This window comes from Spartinivicinus poritis (genome assembly GCF_028858535.1).
GTDB lineage: Bacteria > Pseudomonadota > Gammaproteobacteria > Pseudomonadales > Zooshikellaceae > Spartinivicinus > Spartinivicinus poritis.
On the sequence record NZ_JAPMOU010000025.1, the window covers coordinates 16,101 to 35,590 of the forward strand.

The window sequence follows — 19,490 nt, forward strand, 5'->3', positions numbered from 1 at the left end:
TTTAAGTTCTGAAGCTATAATCATTCGAGAAGGGTATAAACAAGGCAATTGATTCATCTCAATTGCCTTGTTTAGTGTGCTTTAGTTAATTTATCTAAAACTTTTTTCATCTTAAGTACCCCATGTTCTATTTGTGAGTGAGACAGGGTTGCATAACCCATCATTAGGCCCAAATATTGTTGAGGCATTGAGTAAAGGTGATCAATCGGGTAAACAGCGATACCGGCTTTTTTTAGGCTTTGCACAACCCTTTGTTGATGCTGACCACTAAAATTTTTTAACCAAAGCAAGAGATGCAGGCCCGCACTCTCGCCTTGTATTTGTATGCTTTCTCCAAAATGCGTTGTTAATGCATTGACTAATATCATACGATTATTGTCGTAGAGGCGTCGTTGTCGGCGAATATGGCTGACATAACTGCCATTATTAATGCACTCTGCTAACATGTGCTGCTCCATCCAGCTCGAATGGCGAAACCCAAGATTAATGGCCCTGCACATTGGTTTTATCCAAGGGGGTGGAAAGATGCCATAGGCAATGCGAAGAGAAGGACAAATCACTTTGGATGTAGTGCCAACATAAATAACTCGTCCTTTTTTATCTAACGATTGTAACGCATCAATCGGTGGTCCGCTGTATCGAAATTCGCTATCGTAATCGTCTTCAATTATCCAGCACTGCTGCTTGTTGCACCAATCCAGCAGAGCTAAACGTCGATGTAAGGACATGACAACGCCAGCAGGGAACTGGTGAGAAGGAGTTACATAAATTAATTTGGGAGTAATACCTTGATTAATGGTTTTTTGTTGGAGCTGGTCAAGACAAAGGCCTTGGTCATCCACGGGTATGCTAATCACATTGACGTTGGCGAGTATTAATAGGTCTCTAAAGCGTTTGTACCAAGGCTCTTCAATGACAACCGTATCGCCTGGATCGGTGGTGAGCTGAACAATTAACGCAAACAGATGTTGCGCGCTAGAGCCAATCACCAGTTGTTCTTCATTGGTGTGGCAGCCCCGGTAAGTGGTCAAGTGAGTCGTTAACGCTTTTCTTAATTCAAGTAATCCTTGAGGGTCACCATAGGCTTGGGTTTGTAAATACGACCACTTGCTGGCGAGGCGTCGCCACTGAAGGCGGATAGACTCACTCATTTCAATATGCCCATACTGGAAGTCAACCATTAATGAGGCGTCTGATGGGGCGGTTTTTTCACGATACTGATCATAGCTATGGGACAGTGTTAACAGGCGTTGCCCCCAACAAGACCAGCTTGGTTCAACTGATGTGCACTGTGAATGTTGATCGGTTAACCAAGGTGTGTCAGGAAGATTGTGGCTTACCCGCATGCCATCGCCAATATGACTAGTCAAGTAACCTTCACTGATCAGCATCTCATAGACACGCACCACCGTATTGCGGGACAACCCTTGTTCCTTGGCCAGGGTTCGGGAAGCTGGCAAACGCTGTCCAGGTTTGTAATACCCTTGGTTAATAGCATCTCGTAAGTATTGATAGAGTTTTTGGTAGCGATAGCTCAAATTGGCACCTAATAGAAATAAAAAATTGGCTATTTTTTGAGATCCAATATTGTCATAGCATATCACTATTCAATGAACAGAGCCCGTTAATGAGTCTTGATGTGGAGTGATGATAATGGCTGAAACCCTACCAATTACTGATAACACCCGTTTTTCCAGGCTTCGTAAATGTGCCAGTTATGATAAAGCAGTGATTAACCAAATTTTAGATGCGGGGATTCTTTGTTTTTTTAGGCGAGGTATACTCGATGTTTATTCCTAAAGTGTTTGAACAAAATGACACTGATAGTTTAATTAATCTAATTCGTGAATATCCTTTTGCAACATTAATTACCATTTCTGAGGCTGAAGGAATAGAGGCGAACCCAATACCTCTGTCGTTTACACAAGATGAAAATAAGCAATACTTACAGGGCCATATTGCGAAAGCAAACCCTTTATGGAAAAGCGTCAATAATGGATCTGACGTATTAGTGGTATTTAATGGCCCTAACGGTTACATCTCCCCCAATTATTATCCAACTAAACAAGAAACAGGAAAAGCGGTACCCACCTGGAATTATGTGACTGTGCAGGTAAGAGGTCGCCTGTCATTTATTCATGATGCTGATTGGAATAGGGCAATGATAGACCGTTTAACAGTTGAGCATGAAGCTTCGCAGAAAAATCCTTGGACACTCAATGATGCACCAGAGGGCTATATTGATAAAATGTTACAAGCGATTGTCAGCGTGAAAGTTGAGATTGTTTCTATTATTGGGAAATGGAAGTTAAGCCAGAATCAATCAGAAAAAAATCGCAATGGTGTGATTAATGGTTTATCAAGTCAATCTAATGCGAGTGTAATAGCATCATGGGTGAGTGCGGCTAAACAATAATAAATATATCCTTCACCCATAAGTAAATGCTACTTTATTTTTAAACCTGAAAATGATTTAGGATGGGTATCGTACGATAGTTTGCTATTTTCGTCTTGAATCATTACTTATTTTTATATTAAAGCTATTAATTGCTAGTTGTCGTCAATAGATAAGCTTGAAGTATGGCGTTGTAATACAGTTACTTGCCTAATATAAACCTAATAAATGAAAACGACGTGATAGTTAAACCTATTCTAGTGCTAGTGACAGCTACTGTATTATCAAAAACAGCGCTGGCAATTGATGTAAGTCCTTATCAATATCATCAGCAATTAACCGATGCTCAAGCAACCGACTTGAAAAAACGTTATAAAAATAGACTAATTCAATCTTGGTATGTTAATGACCCTAACACGATTGATTCCCATAGCAATAGTCAGCTTATTCGTTATGGTATTAAAGTCCTAGATAAAACCGCAGAAACAATTGGTCCCAATGTTTCTACTATTGAGAAACGATTTTCGGGTAATAATCTAAACTGCTCAAATTGTCATCTTAAAGGGCCATCAGGATTACCGGGTACAAAATATTATGGGATTCCATTTGTTAATGTAATGAATGATTATCCTAATTTTCGGGCTCGTAGCATGATGATTGGTACTGCGGCAGATCGTGTTAATGGCTGTATGACTCGTAGTATGGGGGATGGTAAAAAGTTGCCAGAAAATTCTTTGGAAATGCGTGGCATTCTTGCTTATTTTAATTGGTTAGCGGAAGGAACAAAATTGAATCAAGCAATGGTGGGGGTGGGGCTACCGCATTTAAAACTACCCAATAGAAAAGTAAATGTAAAATCGGGTCAACGTGTTTATCAGAGCCAATGCGCTGTTTGCCATGGGCCGCATGGACTAGGGACGAAGGCTGCTGGTCTAAATAGTGGTTACTTGTTTCCGCCTATTGCTGGTAATGATTCCTATAATAATGGTGCAGGCATGAGCCGAGTGATAAAAGCCAGCCGTTTTATTTATGCCAATATGCCATTTGGTGCCACTGCGCAATCGCCCATTTTATAGCTAGAAAATCATAAAGTGACATAGTCGATTCGCTCAATAAACAGGCTGTATCTGAGGGTAGAGGCATTCTATTTATGCCACATTATAGATTTCCAGCTATATCAGTAGAGCAAGCCTATGATGTAGCGGGTTATATTAATTCGCTCGCTAGACCCGAACGAGTTAATCGGCAGAACGATTTTCCTAACCCAAGGCTTAGACCCAAAGATTACCCCGTTCCTGCTTATTTTGGTGGAGATATTAAGGCGTTAGAGAAAGCAAAATATGGTCCTTTTACATCCAGTGCGACACCTATTATTGGAGGTGCCTTTAAGTAGCATTAGTTTTTTGATCTGACCGATTAGTAGTCATTGTTTAGCTATACTTATCAAGGGCTTTTACGCTATTTTAGCCAATATTATGATGGTTAAATAAGTGTTAAATGAACCCTATTTGAGGCTGAAGAAGTGTTTGTTGTATGTATAGTCCAATCAAGCATCTACTGGTTGTATTGATAGGCTTTGTTGCATTTTCTGTAAATGTCCAGGCTGAGTTATCACTGCGTTATTTTCAATTAGACAGCCGCTATATTTACCGTATTCAACTGTTAGAGCTAGCACTAGGCAAAACAGAAGCAGAATACGGCCCATTTCAGCTTTATCCTGTGCAAAAATTGGTGACTCAAGCCAGGGGGCTATCTCTTTTGGAAAAAAATATTGGTGTTGACGTAGCTTTTCTACCTACTAGTGTTGAACGAGAGCAGCGACTATTACCCATTAAGATTCCTATTTTACGCGGTATTTTAGGTTATCGGGTGCTGCTTGTTCATGAGGATTTACAGCCAAGGTTTAACAAAGTGACGAGCCTTGATCAATTAAAAAAAGGTTTTGTGGGTGGGTTTGGTGCGCACTGGGCTGATATGGCTATTTTACAAGCAAATGGCCTTAAAGTAGTTGGCATCACCCAATATGAAAACCTGTTTAAAATGTTAAGTTATAAACGATTTGACTATTTCCCTAGAGGAATTAATGTAGCCTGGAAGGAAGTGGAATTAAAAGGTGATTTATATAAAGGCATTAAAGTAGAGGAAACCTTGGCACTTTATTATCCTTATTTGGTTTATTTCTTTGTAAGCAGAAGTCGACCAGCAATAGCTGCCAGAATTGAGAAAGGATTAAAATTAGCGTTAGCTGATGGCTCTTTTGAGCGGTTATTTAAAAAGCACCATAAGTACTTGGTTCAGCAAGCTGGCTTGGAGTCAAGGCGATTGTTTCTCATGAAAAATCCGACACTACCCGCAGGTACAGTGCTTCCGGACACCAGTTGGTGGTTAAAAAATACTGGCCAGTTTCTTAATTAAGTTTTTGGGTAATCATTTACTCAAAACACAGTGTGTTATTGACGCCTATTTGGTAATGGCTAGTTAAGGTGTGATGGACTGGCCAGTAGATTCAAACGACCGTTTCTTTGGCTGACTAAAACCTGCTACCATTAGCTGAAATAGCTAAGGCTTAGGTCTAATACTGTGTTCTTGCGAGGGACATACTGACATCTAGAGTGGGGCTTAAGCCAACCATTGTTGAGGGTAGATAAGAATGACAGCTGTGTTGATTACAGGAACTGGGCTTTATACACCAGCAGAAGGCGTGTCAAATGAAGAGCTGGTTGCCTCGTTTAATGCCTATGTCACCGCCTATAACCAGGCTCATCAAGCTCAAATTGAAGCAGGTGAGCTAGCGCCATTATTAGAGTCCAGTGCTGAATTTATTGAAAAAGCCTCTGGTATTAAGCACCGTTATGTGATGAATAAAGCAGGTGTTTTGGATGTGGATAGAATGTACCCATTCTTATCTGAGCGCTCGAATGATGAACCTTCCATTCAGTGTGAAATGGGGGTGACAGCAGCTAACCAGGCACTAGAGCAGGCAGGTAAAACGGCTGCTGATGTTGATGCGATTATTGTCGCCTGCTCAAATATGCAGCGTGCGTACCCTGCCATGGCAGTGGAGATTCAGCATTATTTACATGCCAGTGGTTTTGCCTACGATATGAATGTGGCCTGCTCATCTGCCACATTTGGTATTCAAGCTGGGTATAACGCGATTATTGCAGGCAGTGCCAAAACGGTGTTAGTGATTAGCCCGGAAATTTGCTCTGGCCACCTGAATTTTCGTGACCGCGATAGCCACTTTATTTTTGGTGATGCTTGTACTGCCGTATTGTTGGAGCGCGCATCCAACAGCCAAAAACAGTCAGAAAGCTTTAAAGTGTTAGGGACTAAGCTTGCTACTCAGTTTTCAAATAATATTCGTAATAACTTTGGTTTTCTTAATCGCTGCGATGCATCAGGCGTGGGTAAACGAGATAAGTTATTTGTACAAAATGGGCGTAAAGTATTTAAGGAAGTGTGCCCTATGGTGGCGGAGCATATTAGTCAACATTTAACAGCGCTAACGCTGGATGCACAACAGTTAAAGCGGTTATGGCTGCATCAGGCAAACTTGGGCATGAATCATTTGGTGGCTAAAAAAGTGCTGGGCCGTGAGCCATTAGCTGAGGAGGCGCCAGTTATTTTAGATCAGTATGCCAATACCAGCTCCGCAGGCTCAATCATCGCTTTTCATCAACACAACCAAGGCTTGCAGACAGGCGACCTCGGTGTTATTTGTTCGTTTGGAGCTGGTTATTCTGTAGGCAGTATTGTGGTTGAGAAATGTTGAAACTGACTCAGTGGTTGTTGGATTTGAATGATGATCTATCGAAAAATTGCCAGGTAAATAAGTAATTCTACATACTTATAAGCTAAAAAATAATTTTATACTAACTAGCCAAGCCTTAAGCTGTCTTATTTTACTGGGTTGTCTAAAAAATAAACGACAGAATATTTCATTTTTGTCATGTGACAAACTTCAATATTCCCCGTCATTTGTGTATAGTTGACAACCTAGTGTTGGATAGATAATAGGTTAGCGAAGCTTGGCCCAGATAAATAGACGACGCTTGTTGGACACCAGCCTGGCGGTTGTGATTTTGGCGGGGGTATCGGGTTATGCCTACACCCAATATCGTCAAGTCAACCAAGCCATAGCAGTGGGGCCTACAACAAGCACGACTGTCAAAGGTACACAAGGAAGCGGGGTAGACGTGGGTTTTGCTATGTCTGCTGGGCAGGTGAGTCAACTTGCTGAACAACTGTTTGGTAAGGTGGTGGAAGTGAAAGAGTCTGAACCTGTTGTAGAAGATATCCCCGAAACCACTCTCAACCTGTCACTACAGGCTGTATTTTTTTCCTCTGATCCAAGTAGTGCTGCAGCATCCGTTGCATTAAACAGCCAACCTGCCAAGTATTACCGGGTAGGCGATAAAATCCAGAATAATGTAGTTATTAAAGGAATCAAGCCTACATCCATTACCTTATTGCGGAATGGTGAGCTTGAGGTTTTATCTATTGCCCGAAATAAAAGTGATGGGGTATCTTCACCTCAGCACTATGGTTCTCATTCACCCAGTCGCTTTTCTGCTATGGGGGTTAATCCTCGAGAAGCAGAGATTAGAAAAAAATTACAAGCACTGCGTTCAAGGTTTAATCAGCGAAATTAAAGTTGTATGAAACGTTATATCGGTAGTTGTGCCGTATGGCTGCTAATAGTGACAGCCGTGCCAGTAGGATGGTCAGCCCAAAATCAGCCCAGTCCTTCCACTGAAATGAAAATTAACATGCAGGATGGTGATATCCGCAGTTTTATTCAGTGGATTGCAGAGCGAACAGGGAAAAATTTTGTTATCGATCCGCGCGTAAAAGGGCGAGTCAGTGTTATTTCTCAAGAAGTGTTATCCCCTGAAGAAGCTTACCAAGTATTTTTATCTGTATTGCAGGTCCATGGTTTTACTGCACTGAATACCGGGCAAGTGACTAAAATCATTCCAGATGCCACTGCTCGTCATAGTGGTGTGCCTGTGATGGGCAATCACAAGCCTGAACCCAATGATGAAATGGTGGTACAGGTAATAAAGCCCAAAAACATTTCCGCACAAAAATTAGTCAGCACTTTAAGGCCATTAGTACCACAAACGGGACATTTGGTCGCCCACCCAGACAGTAATGCTTTAATTGTCTCCGACCGGGCTAGAAATATTGATCAATTAGTAAAAATAGTTAAGGAAGTCGATTTAGCGGGTGGTATCGATGTTGAATTTATTCCATTACAGCATGCCAGTGCAAAGGACTTGGTGAATGTTTTAAAAGGGTTAGTACCACCCATTAAATCCGGCACCATGTTAAATCGTGGGATTAGCTTTGTTGCCGATGAGCGCAGCAACAGCATTTTAATGGCCGGTGATCCCGTTAAACGAAAAGTGTTGGCTAATTTGGTGCGTCGCTTGGATAAATCTGAGCGGTCAGATGGTGGGGCTGAAGTGATTTACCTGCACTATCAAAAAGCCAAAGATTTAGCCGAAACCTTACAAAAACTGGCGGGTAACATCCAAAAAGGGGCTAAAGACGCCAAAATTGCGGATAGGGAAGTGGCTATTGAAGCCAACGAGGCAACTAATGCATTGGTTATTTCAGGTCCACCAAAAATAATGAAAACCATTAAAGAAACGGTGAGAAAGCTGGATATTCGTCGGGCGCAGGTTTTGGTTGAGGCGGTGATTGTTGAGTTAACTGACAAAAATGTAGGTGAGATAGGAGTGCAGTGGGGAACATCTGGTGGCGCTATTAATGGAGACGGCCTGTTTGCAGGTACACGCCATTCCACCAGTGAGACAGGTCTAACTCCAAGTTTTGATGGCTTCCCAGGCGGTAAAGATGGGGCAATTGGCTTAGGCAGTGGGCTTACTCTAGGTTTCTATCGTAATGGTTCATTACGATCTTTAGTAAGAGCTTTGGCTTCTAATGATAAAGCCAATATTTTATCAACGCCTTCTTTAATAACGCTAGATAATGAAGAAGCGTCTATTCATGTTGGGAAGAATATAGCAGTAACTACTGGAGAGCAAACAGGTAGTAGTTCATCTTCGTCAACAGAACCCTTCAAAACATTTGAGCGAAGAGATGTTGGGTTAACTTTAGAAGTGACTCCTTTAGTTAATAGAAGTGACTCAGTGACATTAGAAGTTAAGCAGGAAATTTCGGATCTTATCTCTGATTCTGATGCTGATAAGGTTTCATACAGTAAACGAGAAATAAAAACACATGTACTTGTTGATGATAACTCAACTTTAGTTCTAGGTGGTTTAATTAAAGATAAAATTGGTATTGGAGAAGATAAAGTACCCTTCTTGGGTGATTTGCCTGTGATTGGTTGGTTGTTCCGTGCAGAAAAAGAAGTAAAGGAAAAAACAAACCTTATGGTATTTTTAAAACCAACCATTATTCGTAATAGACAAACAGCAGAGAAAGCTTCAAATGAAAAATATTACCAAATGAAGCTACGACAAAAAGAATTTAGAGAGTTGTTGGAGAAATTAGACAAGAAATCCAATGTGCCTCTTTTGCCTGATGTAAGCTAAATGAAATTGTAATACAAAAGTAGTATTTAAAATTTTAATTAAGCGTTTAATAAGCCGTTAGATTATTACTTATGGATTTGGCTCAGCCAGTTATTAACAATTTACCCTATAGTTTCGCTAAGCGTTATGGGGTATTGGTTGCTCCTTCGGAACAAGGAGTAACGCTATTTTATACTTCACCTGTCACGCCGGTGGTGTTTTCTGAAATCGTCCGTTTTGTGGGGCAACCTACCGCAGTTGAAGTATTATCTTCAGATGCCTTTGAGCAAAAAATGGGTGAGTTGTATCAGGGGAAAACCTCTGAAACCATGGAGGCCATGGAAGACTTAGGCGATGATATGGATTTGGCCAGCCTGGCCGATGCGATTCCTGAAACCGAAGATTTAATGGAGCAGGAAGACGATGCACCCATTATTCGGTTGATTAATGCGGTGTTGTCTGAAGCGATTCGGGAACAGGCGTCTGATATTCATATCGAAACCTTTGAAAAACGTTTGGTAGTGAGGTTTCGTGTCGATGGGGTGATGCGTAAAGTCATTGAACCTAAACGACAGTTAGCGGCTTTGTTGGTATCGCGGATTAAAGTAATGGCCCGGTTGGATATTGCTGAAAAGCGGATTCCTCAGGATGGCCGGATTGCTTTAAGAGTAGCTGGCCGAGAAGTGGATATTCGGGTGTCTACCTTGCCTTCCAATAATGGCGAACGGGTGGTGATGCGTTTGCTGGATAAGCGGGCAGGTCGGCTGGACTTAAAACACTTGGGTATGTCTAGCCGCGATCACGAGTTATTGCATGATTTATTATTAAAACCCCACGGCATTATCCTTGTTTCAGGGCCAACAGGGTCAGGAAAAACCACGAGCCTGTACGCAGGCTTAACGACGTTAAACTCTGAAACCCGAACTATTTTAACTGTTGAAGACCCTATTGAATATAATCTGGAAGGGATTGGTCAAACCCAGGTCAATACCAAAACGGATATGACCTTTGCCCGTGGGCTACGGGCTATTCTCCGCCAAGACCCGGATGTGGTGATGGTAGGGGAAATTCGGGATACAGAAACCGCGCAAATTGCGGTACAAGCCAGTTTAACGGGACACCTGGTGTTGTCTACTATTCACACCAATACGGCGATTGGTGTAGTGACTCGGTTAAAAGATATGGGAATGGAGCCCTTTTTGCTTGCTTCCAGTTTATTAGGGGTGATTGCCCAGCGACTGGTGAGGGTGCTATGTGATGATTGTAAACAACCCTTTGAAGCTAGCACTGCAGACTGCGAATTGCTGGGTGTGAGCCCAAATACCCCACCTACCTTATATCGCCCTAAAGGTTGTGAGCATTGTAACCACAGTGGTTATAAAGGCCGAACCGGTATCTATGAAGTGATTGCAGTGGATGAGCCACTAAGAACCCATATCCATGAAGGGGCTTCTGAACAGCAAATGAATGCTTATGCTCGGACCAAAGGTCCTGGTATTCGTGAAGATGGTTGCCGAAAGGTGATGGAAGGGGTTACCACCTTGGAAGAAGTATTGAGAGTCACCCGTGAAGATTAGCAAACGAGCTAGCAGGTAGTTGGATTATGGCTGCATTTGAATACATTGCCTTAACCCAAGCGGGTAAAGAACAAAAAGGGGTGATTGAAGGGGACAGTATTAAGCAAGTCCGACAGTTGTTGCGTGATAAACAACTGGCCCCAATGCAAGTAACCCCTGCTAAAGGTAAAGCTCAATCTAGTAGCAGTGTTGGCTTTTCAGTGCAGCGCAGCCACCGTATCTCAGTCCATGAATTGGCTTTATTTACCCGTCAGTTAGCTACCTTAATTCAAGCTGGCATGCCTTTGGAAGAGTGTTTGCGAGCAGTGGGTGAACAGTCTGGCAAGAATAAAATCAAGTCGATGGTGATGTCAGTACGAGCCAAAGTATTAGAAGGTTATAGTTTGGCTGACAGCTTGGCGGAATACCCCAATGTTTTTCCTAAACTCTATCGGGCTACCGTTTCAGCGGGTGAGCATGCTGGTCACTTAAATTTAGTGCTAACCCGATTAGCTGATTATACCGAAGCGCGCCATAAATCCCGACAAAAAATTAAAATGGCATTAATGTATCCCATTATTTTATTAACAGCTTCGTTATTAATTGTGGGTTTTTTGTTGGGCTATGTAGTGCCTGATATTGTTAAGGTATTTATTAATTCTAATCAAGAGCTACCTGGTTTAACCCAAGTAATTATTGCAGCCAGTGATATGGTAAAGGCTTCCTGGCATATTATTTTATTGGTGGTGATTACCTTGGTGATTGGGGTTAAGCAGGGAATGAAATTTGACGGCTTTCGTTACAAGGTTCATCGTTTTAACTTAATGCTGCCATTAATAGGTAATTTAACCAAAAATACCGAAACGGCACGGTTTATTAGTACCTTAAGTATTTTATCAAAAAGTGGTGTGCCATTAGTGGATGGCTTGCGAATCGCTGTGGAAGTAGTCAGTAATGAAGTATTAAAAGCCAAAGTCAGTAATACGGCACAAGTGGTAAGTGAAGGTGCCAGCTTACGGGCAGCTTTGGAGCAAACTGGGATTTTTGCGCCAATGGTGGTGCATATGGTAGCCAGTGGTGAATCCAGTGGAGAACTGGATGAAATGCTGGCCCGTGCCGCCGAAAACCAGGAACAGGAATTAGAAGGTTTTGTGACCATGTTAGTTGGTCTGTTTGAACCTTTTATGTTGCTGTTTATGGGAGCTGTGGTACTGATTATCGTGTTGGCGGTATTGTTGCCCATTCTTAATTTAAACCAGCTAGTGATGTAGGGCTGGATTATGCAAGTGGCTATTCATCCCCTGCAATCTGACTTAAACTCCCAGAGGCTTCGTTTGAACCAAAACGGCTTTACCCTGATCGAAGTATTGGTGGTAGTGGTAATCATTGGGGTGTTGGCATCAGTTGCGGTATTAAGCTTAGGTGACGGTGGTCGTGAACGGGAAATAAGACAGCAACTGTCTGAGCTGGCATTATTATTTGAGCAAATGCAAACGACAGCTGTATATAAAAATCAGTCTTATGGGATTAAACTAAAGGAAGATCGATTGAGTTTTTTAAGCTGGGATCGCTCTAATCGAAAATGGCAAGAGGAGGTGTCAGGAAAGGATAAGGAAATTCCTTGGAAGCCGATTAAACTAGCAGGTGGCTTAACTTTCCAAAATTTAATGATTGATTCCAAAGACTCGCCAATAGGTGATTTATTAGCAAAACAACGCAAACGACTCAAAGATAACCAGATCATTAAAAAAGAATTGGGTCCAGTGCCCGATATTGCTTTTTTGTCCAGCTATGAAGTGACCCCATTTAAACTCACCATTGTCAGTGATACTGGCATTGAGAAAACCCAATATTATTTAACCACTGATGGAGTATCAGGCTTTGATATTCTATCAGAAGAGTAATCAACAAGGTTTTACTTTATTAGAAGTGGTGGTAGCTGTCGCTGTATTTGCTATTGCAGCATCTATGTTGTTGGTGGCAGGGGGCGGTGCCATTAAAAAAACCGCTTATCTAGAAGAAAAAACCTTAGCGAATTTAATTGCTGAAAACTACCTGGTTGAATTAAAACTGGAAAATGAGTGGCCGGCTGTCGGCGAGAAAACCGAGGAAGTGGTATTAGCGGGGCGCAAGTGGGAAGTAAAACATAATGTGTCCCAAGCCGGTGATGAAAAACGGATGCGCAAAGTAGTAGTGTCAGTAGAACGTAAGCTGGACTACCACGATGGTGAGCCTCATTTATTAGCAGAGTTGCAGGGGTATTTGGTGAAGTTAAAATGAAAAATACCGCTACTGTTCCTTTGCATAATTCTCTCTCAGGATTCACTTTATTGGAAGTGGTGATTGCGGTTGCGATCTTTTCACTACTTGGGCTGGCTACTTACCAATTATTCAGCTCGGTATTAAATACCCAAACGGCTGTGTTTGAACGCAGTGAAAAAGTGATTGCCTTGCAGCGGGCAACCTTTATGTTGCAGCGAGATATTGGCAATATGGTGGCGCGTAGTGTGCGTGATGAGTTAGGTGGCAATGAAGATACCTGGTCTTGTGATGAGTTTGAACAGACTTTTGTATTTACCCATCATGCTTGGGATAACCCGTTAAATGAAGAGCGCAGTGAGTTGCAACGGGTGCAGTATCGGATGGTCCCTGATGAGGAAGCAGAAGAGCAGGGTAATGATGATTTGTTTATTTTAGAACGGGATTATTGGCGGGTATTGGATAAAGCGCCCGAGCCAAAACTCTATGAGCAGAAGTTATTAGCAGGCATTAAATCATTAAAATGGCGGTTTTTGGAAAGGAAGGAAAAAACATCCGGCTCTAGAGGTATAAATACCAATATTGATGACGACTGGAAAGAGTGTAAGGATTATGCACCATCGCCTAATCAGGGAAGTACCAACAACCGTAATCTCCCTAAAGCTATAGAAGTCACCTTTGAACATACCTTATTTGGTGAGCTACGGGTATTAATTGAAGTAGCAAAAGGTAAAGTGTGATGAAGCGAATATTAGCAAATCACCTGCCAAAATCTTGTGCAATCGCAAAAAGTGTTTTCAGCTCCCTCTCCCTTTGGGAGAGGGTTGGGGTGAGGGTGAAGTTACTATTGCTGCTAACTCAGATAGCAAGGCTATTCCTCTTCACTCAGAAAATAAAGTCTGGTGTCCGATATGGAATAACAGGCTATTCTTCCGCCACCCTTGAAGGACCATCCATGGCCCATCAAGGGTTAAAAAGGCTTCCCTGCCTTAACTATAGAACACCCTATTACTCCATATCCACTGGTTTAGGTGGTGAATTTCAGAGTAATATGAGACTGAAAAACGTTAAATCTTCTTCATTGCCGCAAAAACAACAGGGCGTTGCTTTAATTACAGTCCTACTGGTATTTGCGTTAGTGGCTATTATTGGTGCGGCAATTATTCGTCAGTTAGATCTTTCTATTCAAGCCACTACCCATCATGTTCACTCTGCTATGTTGCGCCAGTATGCGCTTGGTACTGAAGAATATGTAAAGATTCTGTTAGCCGAAGATTTAAAAAGCGATAAAGAAGACGGTAAAGAAATAGATTATTTAGGTGAAATTTGGGCGCAACCTCGTTGTTTAAAAGTCAATGACAGTGGTATTGCTACCCCTAAATTGGAAGATGAAAAAGAAAAACAAAAGCGTAAAGAAAAAGAAGATAATGAGAAAAAAGATAAAGGCCCAATAGAGTGTGAAGATGGTATTTTGATGGAAGTCAAAGATGCTCAGGGGTATTTTAATATTAATAATTTGTATTTAGAAAAAACAGTTATACGAAACAGAAACAACCAGCGTAATAGTTCAAATAATGAGGAAACAGGTGAAGAAGGGAATGATAACCCAAATAATAATGAAAATGGAAAGCAAGACAGTAAGGACAAAGAGGTAACTAATAAGGATATTGAAGCTATTTTTACTAGCTATCGAAATGTAATTGAACAACAACTTTCTCAAAAAATTCCTCAAGATTTATTGAAAGAAATTACAAAGTGGATAAACAAAAAAAATACTGATGGCTCAGAAGATTTAGAGTATTTAGGTTTGAAAACACCCTATCGTGTGGCGAACCAACCATTACAGCATGTTTCTGAATTGCAATTAGTAAGGTATATTAGAGAAAAGTCAGGTAAATCCTATTACTTGCCTTTAGCAGAAAATTTGGTTGCTTTGCCAGAGCCAGACAAAGAAAGTGATAATCAAACGCCAATTAATATCTATACAGCCTCTGAAGAGCTAATTAAAGCTGTATGTCAGATGAAAGGTAAATCGCTAGATCAATCTCATTTGGAAAAGTTCCTTGAAAAGCGGGTAAAAAAAGATCAGTACAAAAATATTGATGCAATAGGTACAGAGCTAAGTTCTTGCGGTAGAGTAGATGGGTATAAAATCAAGGATTTAGAACAAAAGAAGTTAATCAGCTTAAATAGCCGGTATTTCATCGCCCAATTTACCGTTCGATTAAACGACTATGAAACTATATTAACCAGTTATTTCTATCGCAAAAGTCAAGATGAAGTAATTGTATATAAACGGCGTTGGTTACCAGAACCGATTTTTACTAAAGAGACTTCGTAAAGTGAAGCTATGAGTGATTGTTTTATTCAATGGCATGATGAGTTGCTAACAGCAGTCGATCAGGAAAAACCTTGCCTGAGTTGGTGCTGGAGTGATGCCGAAGGAAATGCAGCAACCACTGTGGTTACTGATACCATGGCGGTGTTAGTGGAGCAGTTAAAAGCCAAGCCTAAAGCGCAGACGGTTCTGGTACTACCCAGTCAGCGTTGTACAGTGACTGCAGTGAAAGTGCCTTCTAAACAGCGTAAACATATTGAACAGTCTGTGCCTTTTTTGTTGGAAGAGCAGCTGGTTGAAGATGTAGAAGAGTATCACCTGACGTTATTGGCGGTGACTGAACAACAGCTGGTACCAGTGATTGCAGTCAATAAAGTCTATCTTGCGCAGGTGCTAGGCTATTGTCAGGAGCAGGGAGTTGAGCCTGACCGGATTGTACCTGCATCTATCTTATTAGCCACAGAAGCCAATCAACTGATTGCTGATACTGATCAGGCTGTTTTAAGGTTACCTGATTGGCAATTTAGTCTGATTAATACCCAGCAGTTGTCAATGTTGCTAGGCACTGTGATTAGTTTTGAAGAAGAATTAGCGGGGGTTTATTTAGGGGATGCAGCACTTGATACGTTGCCATCTATTCCTTTGCTTAGCTGGCAACAACAAACCATGCCAACCTTGTGTTGGATGGCAACAAACTTTTTACAAAATACAGAATTAAAGCGAATTAATTTGCGCCACGGCCAGTTTAAGCTACAGCAGGCAGATAGTGGTGTATTACGACAGTGGCGCTGGTCAATTGCAGCAGGAATGGTGGCGATTGCTTTATGGGGGAGCGGCCATTACTGGCAAATAAAACAGTTGGAAAAGCAGGCAGAGCAGTATGAAACAGCTGCTGTAGAACTGTATAAGCAGCTGTTTCCCAATGATACGATTGTGGATGTCTATGATCAGTTTAAAGCGAAGTTACAAGGTCGCCGAGTTGACCAAGGCTTAGCGTTTTTACAAGCATTACATAAATGGGGGCAGGCCCAACAGAAATTACCTGATGGCCAGATTACGGTGAAAAACATTGACTTTCGTGAGCAAGGGCGGTTTTCCCTGGAAGTTAATGCAGCATCACTGGATTCAGTCGATAAATTATTAGCTGCTGTTAAGCAACAGGGGCTGAATGCGGAGTTGAAATCAGCAAATCACAACCAAGAACAAGTGGTGGCGCGTATTGTTGTGAAAAACTTGGCTGTTAAACAGGAGGCAGGATGATTCAGCAGTACTGGCAACAAATGTCGGCTAATGATCGCCGGGCCTTAATGATATTATCAGGCTTTATCCTGATTGCTGGCTTGTATCTATTGATTTGGAAGCCTTTGGCTAGTCGTTATGCGGCGGCAGAAAGTGATTTGGCTTATTGGCAGGAAGCCTATCAATTTATGGAGCAGCGTCAACAGCAGGCAAAGCAGTTAGGTGGACAAAACCAGCGAACCAGTTTAAATGTGAACCAGCTACGTCAGTTGATTACTACCCAGGCAGCTCAACATGGGTTAACAATTAACCGTCTGGAACCTGGGCAAAGAGGGGTAACTCTGTGGCTGGAGAAGGTGCCGTTTACTTCTACATTAAAGTGGTTAAATTTATTAGCAACTCGCCATCAAGTTAATGTGAAAGCGATTCAAGTGAGCCGGCAGTCAGATGCAGGGGTTGTTAATATACGAGCGGAATTTCCTGTAATCTAAAAAAACGGCCACAAAACTACTGCGCTTGCAAATACGGCGTTAAAAACTGACTCAAAATGCTTGTTTATTAGTTATAAACTCCGCTTTCTCGTCAGTTTTTGCCTTGTCTTTGCTTCGCTCATAACGTTTTGTGGTCGCTTTTATATTGAAAAGGTCTATCCAGTTTACTGAAGAACCGATTATGAAAATTGTTGCTGACGAAAACATTCCATTACTTAATGCTTTTTTCCAGTCTATTGGGGATATTACAACTTACCCTGGACGGGAGATTGGTCCTGAGCAGGTAGCGGATGCTGATATTTTGCTGGTGAGGTCAGTTACCCAGGTTAATCAAACATTACTTGCTAACAGTAGTGTCCGTTTTGTGGGCACCTGTACGATTGGTACCGATCATATCGACTTAGCCTATTTGGAAGAGCAGGGGATTAATTTTGCTGCTGCGCCTGGCTGTAATGCTAATGCGGTGGTTGAGTATGTGGTTAGTGTGTTGGATGTGTTGGCGGAGCAGCAAGGCTTTAACTGGCAAGATAAAGTGATGGGGGTTGTTGGTAAAGGCAATGTGGGGGATCGTTTATATCAAGCATTAATCAAGTTGGGGGTCACTTGTCTTGTGAATGACCCCATTTTAGAAGCAACAGAAGAAAACGAAAGCTGTGAGTATGTTTCCCTGGATCAATTACTGGCTGAAAGTGATATTGTCACTTTACATACACCATTAACAGAGGCGGGTGACTACCCCACTTATCACCTTCTGGATGCTGCTCGTTTAGACCAGCTAAAGCCCAACGCTATTTTAATTAATGCCAGTCGTGGTGCGGTAGTGGATAATCAGGCGCTGATGAGCTCACTTTTGGCTGGGAAGCCACTGACAGTAGCTTTGGATGTGTGGGAGCAAGAGCCGGAAATTAATCGTCAACTATTGCCTTTAATAACGATCGCAACCCCTCATATTGCCGGATATAGTGTTGATGGCAAAATTGCTGGTACTGAAATGGTGTATCGAGCCATTTGTCGTGCATTTGGGTTACCTAGCCGGGTGAGAGTAGAAGGTATAAAGCCGCTACCTAAGTTAAAAGCCTTAAGTTTCAGTAGTGATGCTAGTTTGGAAGAAGTGCTATCTACCTCTATTCGCTCTGTTTACGATGTAAGACAGGATGATGCACTATTTCGTAATAGCCTTCGGGCCCTAGCAGAAGATGCCTCTACGGCTCAGGTATTTGACTCACTACGAAAGCATTATCGTAGTCGACGGGAGTTTTCTACTGTAAAAATTAAAATTAAGAAATGTTCCGGTAAGGTCAGTTCTGCACTGAAGGCGCTTAACTTTAATATTGTAACAGTTTAGTGACATTTTTTTTGCAAGTGACTATCTGAAAAGCATTCTCGAAGGTATAAAAAAACACCGCTATTGGCGGTGTTTTTATGTAGAGAGCAGATCACAGGAAACTCGCTTGTTAAGGCCTAATTATCGTGAAGCTATCGGCTATGTTGTTATAAGTGACTCGCTTTATGTGACAGTTGGGTTACTTTTTCTTATAAACCCAGGCTTTTTCCAGCCTTTTACAGGCTTTCATAATCATTTGTTCCGTAATGGGAATTTCATTACCATTTTCATCAATGATGGCTGCGCCATACAATAGGTTTTCAGGTCGTGGGGACTTCGTCGTTATCATGGGTTGGGTGCGCATAAGTTACCTCTTAGCCTAATCAGTACATGAGATTTATTACCAAAGCACCTGTTATGACTGGATTATTATTAGTTTAGTTTTACTCCAAAGTGCTAAGGCGTTTAGTGGATCACACTTTATTGTTTTTAGTCCTTTTTTTGTGAGGTTAAACGAGGATGCTTACTCCCTGCAACTACCTTGAAGGGCTTTTTTTATACCATTCAGGACTATTAAAAGAAACACTGATTTGCAAAACCTTTTATATGTAAGTATACGCTTATTTAAAACGTAGGATTTCTACTTATACAGACAACTTGTCGCTACTAGTGGTCCATGCGTAAAGTTGTTACCTTATTTTGCACATGGTCCACTAGCTGCTACAAAAGGTGCAAGCAGCCATGGCAAGAGTCACTAAAGTGCTGAATGTCATGGCTGCTGTGCGTGAGAAAGGAGACAGTCAGTATTTGGTGAAATATAGGGCTATCGGCAGTTGGTAAAAAAGGTCTTCAGTACTTGCTTAACATTGTTTGCGCTTTGGGTTTGCACGGCGTTACGCAGCTGTTGAGCCAGGGTAGCCTGTTGTTCAGCTACTGAGGGTGGAAGTTCTGGGTCTTCTGGTTGGGGTAGGTTAAGCCCTGCTAAGCGAACAAAGGACATCTCCGTTAACACTGCCTGATCAATAGCATCCTGACGGATCGTATCCTGATAGCGTAAATAACCTTCGCTGCCTAACCAAAGCATGCAACCAAAACATGCCAGGTGACGGTCATGGGGAATGCCAAACTCATCAGGTGTATAACTACCAATGATATCATCCACATACAGTGTGCTGCTGCGGGGAAAAACCCGATACAGCCGAAGTAAGATGTGAGCACAATCATGATAAAAGTCGTCAATATGAATATCGGCCATAGGTTAACAACTATATAGTTTGGGTCAGCGGTTTATTGAAAATACTATCTTTAAAACAGTATCAAGAAAGGCAACCTTTAGTGAT

General features: G+C 41.8%; 20 protein-coding genes. 17 read left to right on the forward strand and 3 right to left on the reverse strand.

What is annotated here, in order from left to right:
* Positions 1 to 71: 71 nt before the first annotated feature.
* Positions 72 to 1,538, reverse strand: a complete 1,467-nt coding sequence (gene pdxR / locus ORQ98_RS17875) for a MocR-like pyridoxine biosynthesis transcription factor PdxR (protein ID WP_274690173.1) — start codon at positions 1,536 to 1,538, stop codon at positions 72 to 74.
* A 115-nt stretch (positions 1,539 to 1,653) separates the two neighbouring features.
* Between pdxR and ORQ98_RS17880 the strand changes: the two genes are divergently transcribed.
* From ORQ98_RS17880 to pdxB, 17 genes are all read left to right on the forward strand, one after another.
* On the forward strand, positions 1,654 to 1,800 hold the full coding sequence (locus tag ORQ98_RS17880) for a hypothetical protein (protein WP_274690174.1): 147 nt from the start codon (positions 1,654 to 1,656) through the stop codon (positions 1,798 to 1,800).
* Positions 1,787 to 2,416, forward strand: a complete 630-nt coding sequence (locus ORQ98_RS17885) for an FMN-binding negative transcriptional regulator (RefSeq protein ID WP_274690175.1) — start codon at positions 1,787 to 1,789, stop codon at positions 2,414 to 2,416. Before ORQ98_RS17880 ends, ORQ98_RS17885 begins: the two co-directional genes overlap by 14 nt.
* A 218-nt stretch (positions 2,417 to 2,634) precedes the next feature.
* The gene (locus ORQ98_RS17890) at positions 2,635 to 3,471 is read left to right on the forward strand and encodes a c-type cytochrome (RefSeq protein WP_274690176.1); all 837 of its coding nucleotides are present in this window, start codon (positions 2,635 to 2,637) and stop codon (positions 3,469 to 3,471) included.
* Positions 3,472 to 3,545: 74 nt separating this feature from the next.
* A complete protein-coding gene (locus ORQ98_RS17895; protein ID WP_274690177.1) occupies positions 3,546 to 3,788 on the forward strand; it encodes a hypothetical protein in 243 nt (80 codons plus the stop codon).
* 140 nt (positions 3,789 to 3,928) lie between these two features.
* Positions 3,929 to 4,810, forward strand: coding sequence for a type 2 periplasmic-binding domain-containing protein (locus ORQ98_RS17900; RefSeq protein WP_274690178.1), 882 nt, complete (start codon positions 3,929 to 3,931; stop codon positions 4,808 to 4,810).
* Positions 4,811 to 5,045: 235 nt separating this feature from the next.
* Entirely contained in the window at positions 5,046 to 6,170 is a 1,125-nt protein-coding gene (locus ORQ98_RS17905) for a beta-ketoacyl-ACP synthase III (RefSeq protein ID WP_274690179.1), read from the forward strand.
* Between the two features lie 256 nt (positions 6,171 to 6,426).
* Positions 6,427 to 7,050: a type II secretion system protein N gene (locus tag ORQ98_RS17910; RefSeq protein ID WP_274690180.1), complete on the forward strand. Its 624-nt coding sequence runs from the start codon at positions 6,427 to 6,429 to the stop codon at positions 7,048 to 7,050.
* A 6-nt stretch (positions 7,051 to 7,056) separates the two neighbouring features.
* Entirely contained in the window at positions 7,057 to 8,964 is a 1,908-nt protein-coding gene (gspD, locus tag ORQ98_RS17915; RefSeq protein WP_274690181.1) for a type II secretion system secretin GspD, read from the forward strand.
* Positions 8,965 to 9,035: 71 nt separating this feature from the next.
* Complete coding sequence (gspE, locus tag ORQ98_RS17920) at positions 9,036 to 10,520, forward strand: type II secretion system ATPase GspE (RefSeq protein WP_274690182.1); 1,485 nt, start codon at positions 9,036 to 9,038, stop codon at positions 10,518 to 10,520.
* Between the two features lie 26 nt (positions 10,521 to 10,546).
* Entirely contained in the window at positions 10,547 to 11,770 is a 1,224-nt protein-coding gene (gene gspF, locus ORQ98_RS17925; RefSeq protein WP_274690183.1) for a type II secretion system inner membrane protein GspF, read from the forward strand.
* 9 nt (positions 11,771 to 11,779) lie between these two features.
* Positions 11,780 to 12,403, forward strand: coding sequence for a type II secretion system minor pseudopilin GspH (gene gspH, locus ORQ98_RS17930; protein ID WP_274690184.1), 624 nt, complete (start codon positions 11,780 to 11,782; stop codon positions 12,401 to 12,403).
* Positions 12,381 to 12,779, forward strand: a complete 399-nt coding sequence (gspI, locus tag ORQ98_RS17935) for a type II secretion system minor pseudopilin GspI (protein ID WP_274690185.1) — start codon at positions 12,381 to 12,383, stop codon at positions 12,777 to 12,779. The genes gspH and gspI overlap by 23 nt, the downstream gene beginning before the upstream one ends.
* Positions 12,776 to 13,498 carry a type II secretion system minor pseudopilin GspJ gene (gspJ, locus tag ORQ98_RS17940; RefSeq protein WP_274690186.1) on the forward strand — a complete coding sequence of 241 codons (723 nt, stop codon included), beginning with the start codon at positions 12,776 to 12,778 and terminating at the stop codon, positions 13,496 to 13,498. The genes gspI and gspJ overlap by 4 nt, the downstream gene beginning before the upstream one ends.
* A gap of 215 nt (positions 13,499 to 13,713) precedes the next feature.
* Positions 13,714 to 15,099 carry a type II secretion system minor pseudopilin GspK gene (gene gspK / locus ORQ98_RS17945; RefSeq protein WP_274690187.1) on the forward strand — a complete coding sequence of 462 codons (1,386 nt, stop codon included), beginning with the start codon at positions 13,714 to 13,716 and terminating at the stop codon, positions 15,097 to 15,099.
* A gap of 9 nt (positions 15,100 to 15,108) precedes the next feature.
* On the forward strand, positions 15,109 to 16,356 hold the full coding sequence (gspL, locus tag ORQ98_RS17950) for a type II secretion system protein GspL (protein ID WP_274690188.1): 1,248 nt from the start codon (positions 15,109 to 15,111) through the stop codon (positions 16,354 to 16,356).
* Positions 16,353 to 16,826, forward strand: coding sequence for a type II secretion system protein M (locus ORQ98_RS17955; protein ID WP_274690189.1), 474 nt, complete (start codon positions 16,353 to 16,355; stop codon positions 16,824 to 16,826). Before gspL ends, ORQ98_RS17955 begins: the two co-directional genes overlap by 4 nt.
* A gap of 181 nt (positions 16,827 to 17,007) precedes the next feature.
* A complete protein-coding gene (gene pdxB / locus ORQ98_RS17960; RefSeq protein ID WP_274690190.1) occupies positions 17,008 to 18,171 on the forward strand; it encodes a 4-phosphoerythronate dehydrogenase PdxB in 1,164 nt (387 codons plus the stop codon).
* A gap of 178 nt (positions 18,172 to 18,349) precedes the next feature.
* Here the strand turns inward: pdxB and ORQ98_RS17965 are convergent, their stop codons facing one another.
* The gene (locus ORQ98_RS17965) at positions 18,350 to 18,514 is read right to left on the reverse strand and encodes a PA1571 family protein (protein WP_274690191.1); all 165 of its coding nucleotides are present in this window, start codon (positions 18,512 to 18,514) and stop codon (positions 18,350 to 18,352) included.
* 459 nt (positions 18,515 to 18,973) lie between these two features.
* Entirely contained in the window at positions 18,974 to 19,405 is a 432-nt protein-coding gene (locus tag ORQ98_RS17970; protein WP_274690192.1) for a hypothetical protein, read from the reverse strand.
* Positions 19,406 to 19,490 lie beyond the last annotated feature (85 nt).

Coding starts and splice junctions, on each gene's coding strand:
- ORQ98_RS17880 (WP_274690174.1), top strand. CDS start 1,654: ATGGCTGAAACCCTACCAATTACTGATAACACCCGTTTTTCCAGGCTT.
- ORQ98_RS17885 (WP_274690175.1), top strand. CDS start 1,787: ATGTTTATTCCTAAAGTGTTTGAACAAAATGACACTGATAGTTTAATT.
- ORQ98_RS17895 (WP_274690177.1), top strand. CDS start 3,546: ATGCCACATTATAGATTTCCAGCTATATCAGTAGAGCAAGCCTATGAT.
- ORQ98_RS17900 (WP_274690178.1), top strand. CDS start 3,929: ATGTATAGTCCAATCAAGCATCTACTGGTTGTATTGATAGGCTTTGTT.
- ORQ98_RS17905 (WP_274690179.1), top strand. CDS start 5,046: ATGACAGCTGTGTTGATTACAGGAACTGGGCTTTATACACCAGCAGAA.
- gspD (WP_274690181.1), top strand. CDS start 7,057: ATGAAACGTTATATCGGTAGTTGTGCCGTATGGCTGCTAATAGTGACA.
- gspE (WP_274690182.1), top strand. CDS start 9,036: ATGGATTTGGCTCAGCCAGTTATTAACAATTTACCCTATAGTTTCGCT.
- gspF (WP_274690183.1), top strand. CDS start 10,547: ATGGCTGCATTTGAATACATTGCCTTAACCCAAGCGGGTAAAGAACAA.
- gspH (WP_274690184.1), top strand. CDS start 11,780: ATGCAAGTGGCTATTCATCCCCTGCAATCTGACTTAAACTCCCAGAGG.
- gspJ (WP_274690186.1), top strand. CDS start 12,776: ATGAAAAATACCGCTACTGTTCCTTTGCATAATTCTCTCTCAGGATTC.
- gspK (WP_274690187.1), top strand. CDS start 13,714: ATGGCCCATCAAGGGTTAAAAAGGCTTCCCTGCCTTAACTATAGAACA.
- gspL (WP_274690188.1), top strand. CDS start 15,109: ATGAGTGATTGTTTTATTCAATGGCATGATGAGTTGCTAACAGCAGTC.
- ORQ98_RS17955 (WP_274690189.1), top strand. CDS start 16,353: ATGATTCAGCAGTACTGGCAACAAATGTCGGCTAATGATCGCCGGGCC.
- pdxB (WP_274690190.1), top strand. CDS start 17,008: ATGAAAATTGTTGCTGACGAAAACATTCCATTACTTAATGCTTTTTTC.
- ORQ98_RS17965 (WP_274690191.1), bottom strand. CDS start 18,514: ATGCGCACCCAACCCATGATAACGACGAAGTCCCCACGACCTGAAAAC.
- ORQ98_RS17970 (WP_274690192.1), bottom strand. CDS start 19,405: ATGGCCGATATTCATATTGACGACTTTTATCATGATTGTGCTCACATC.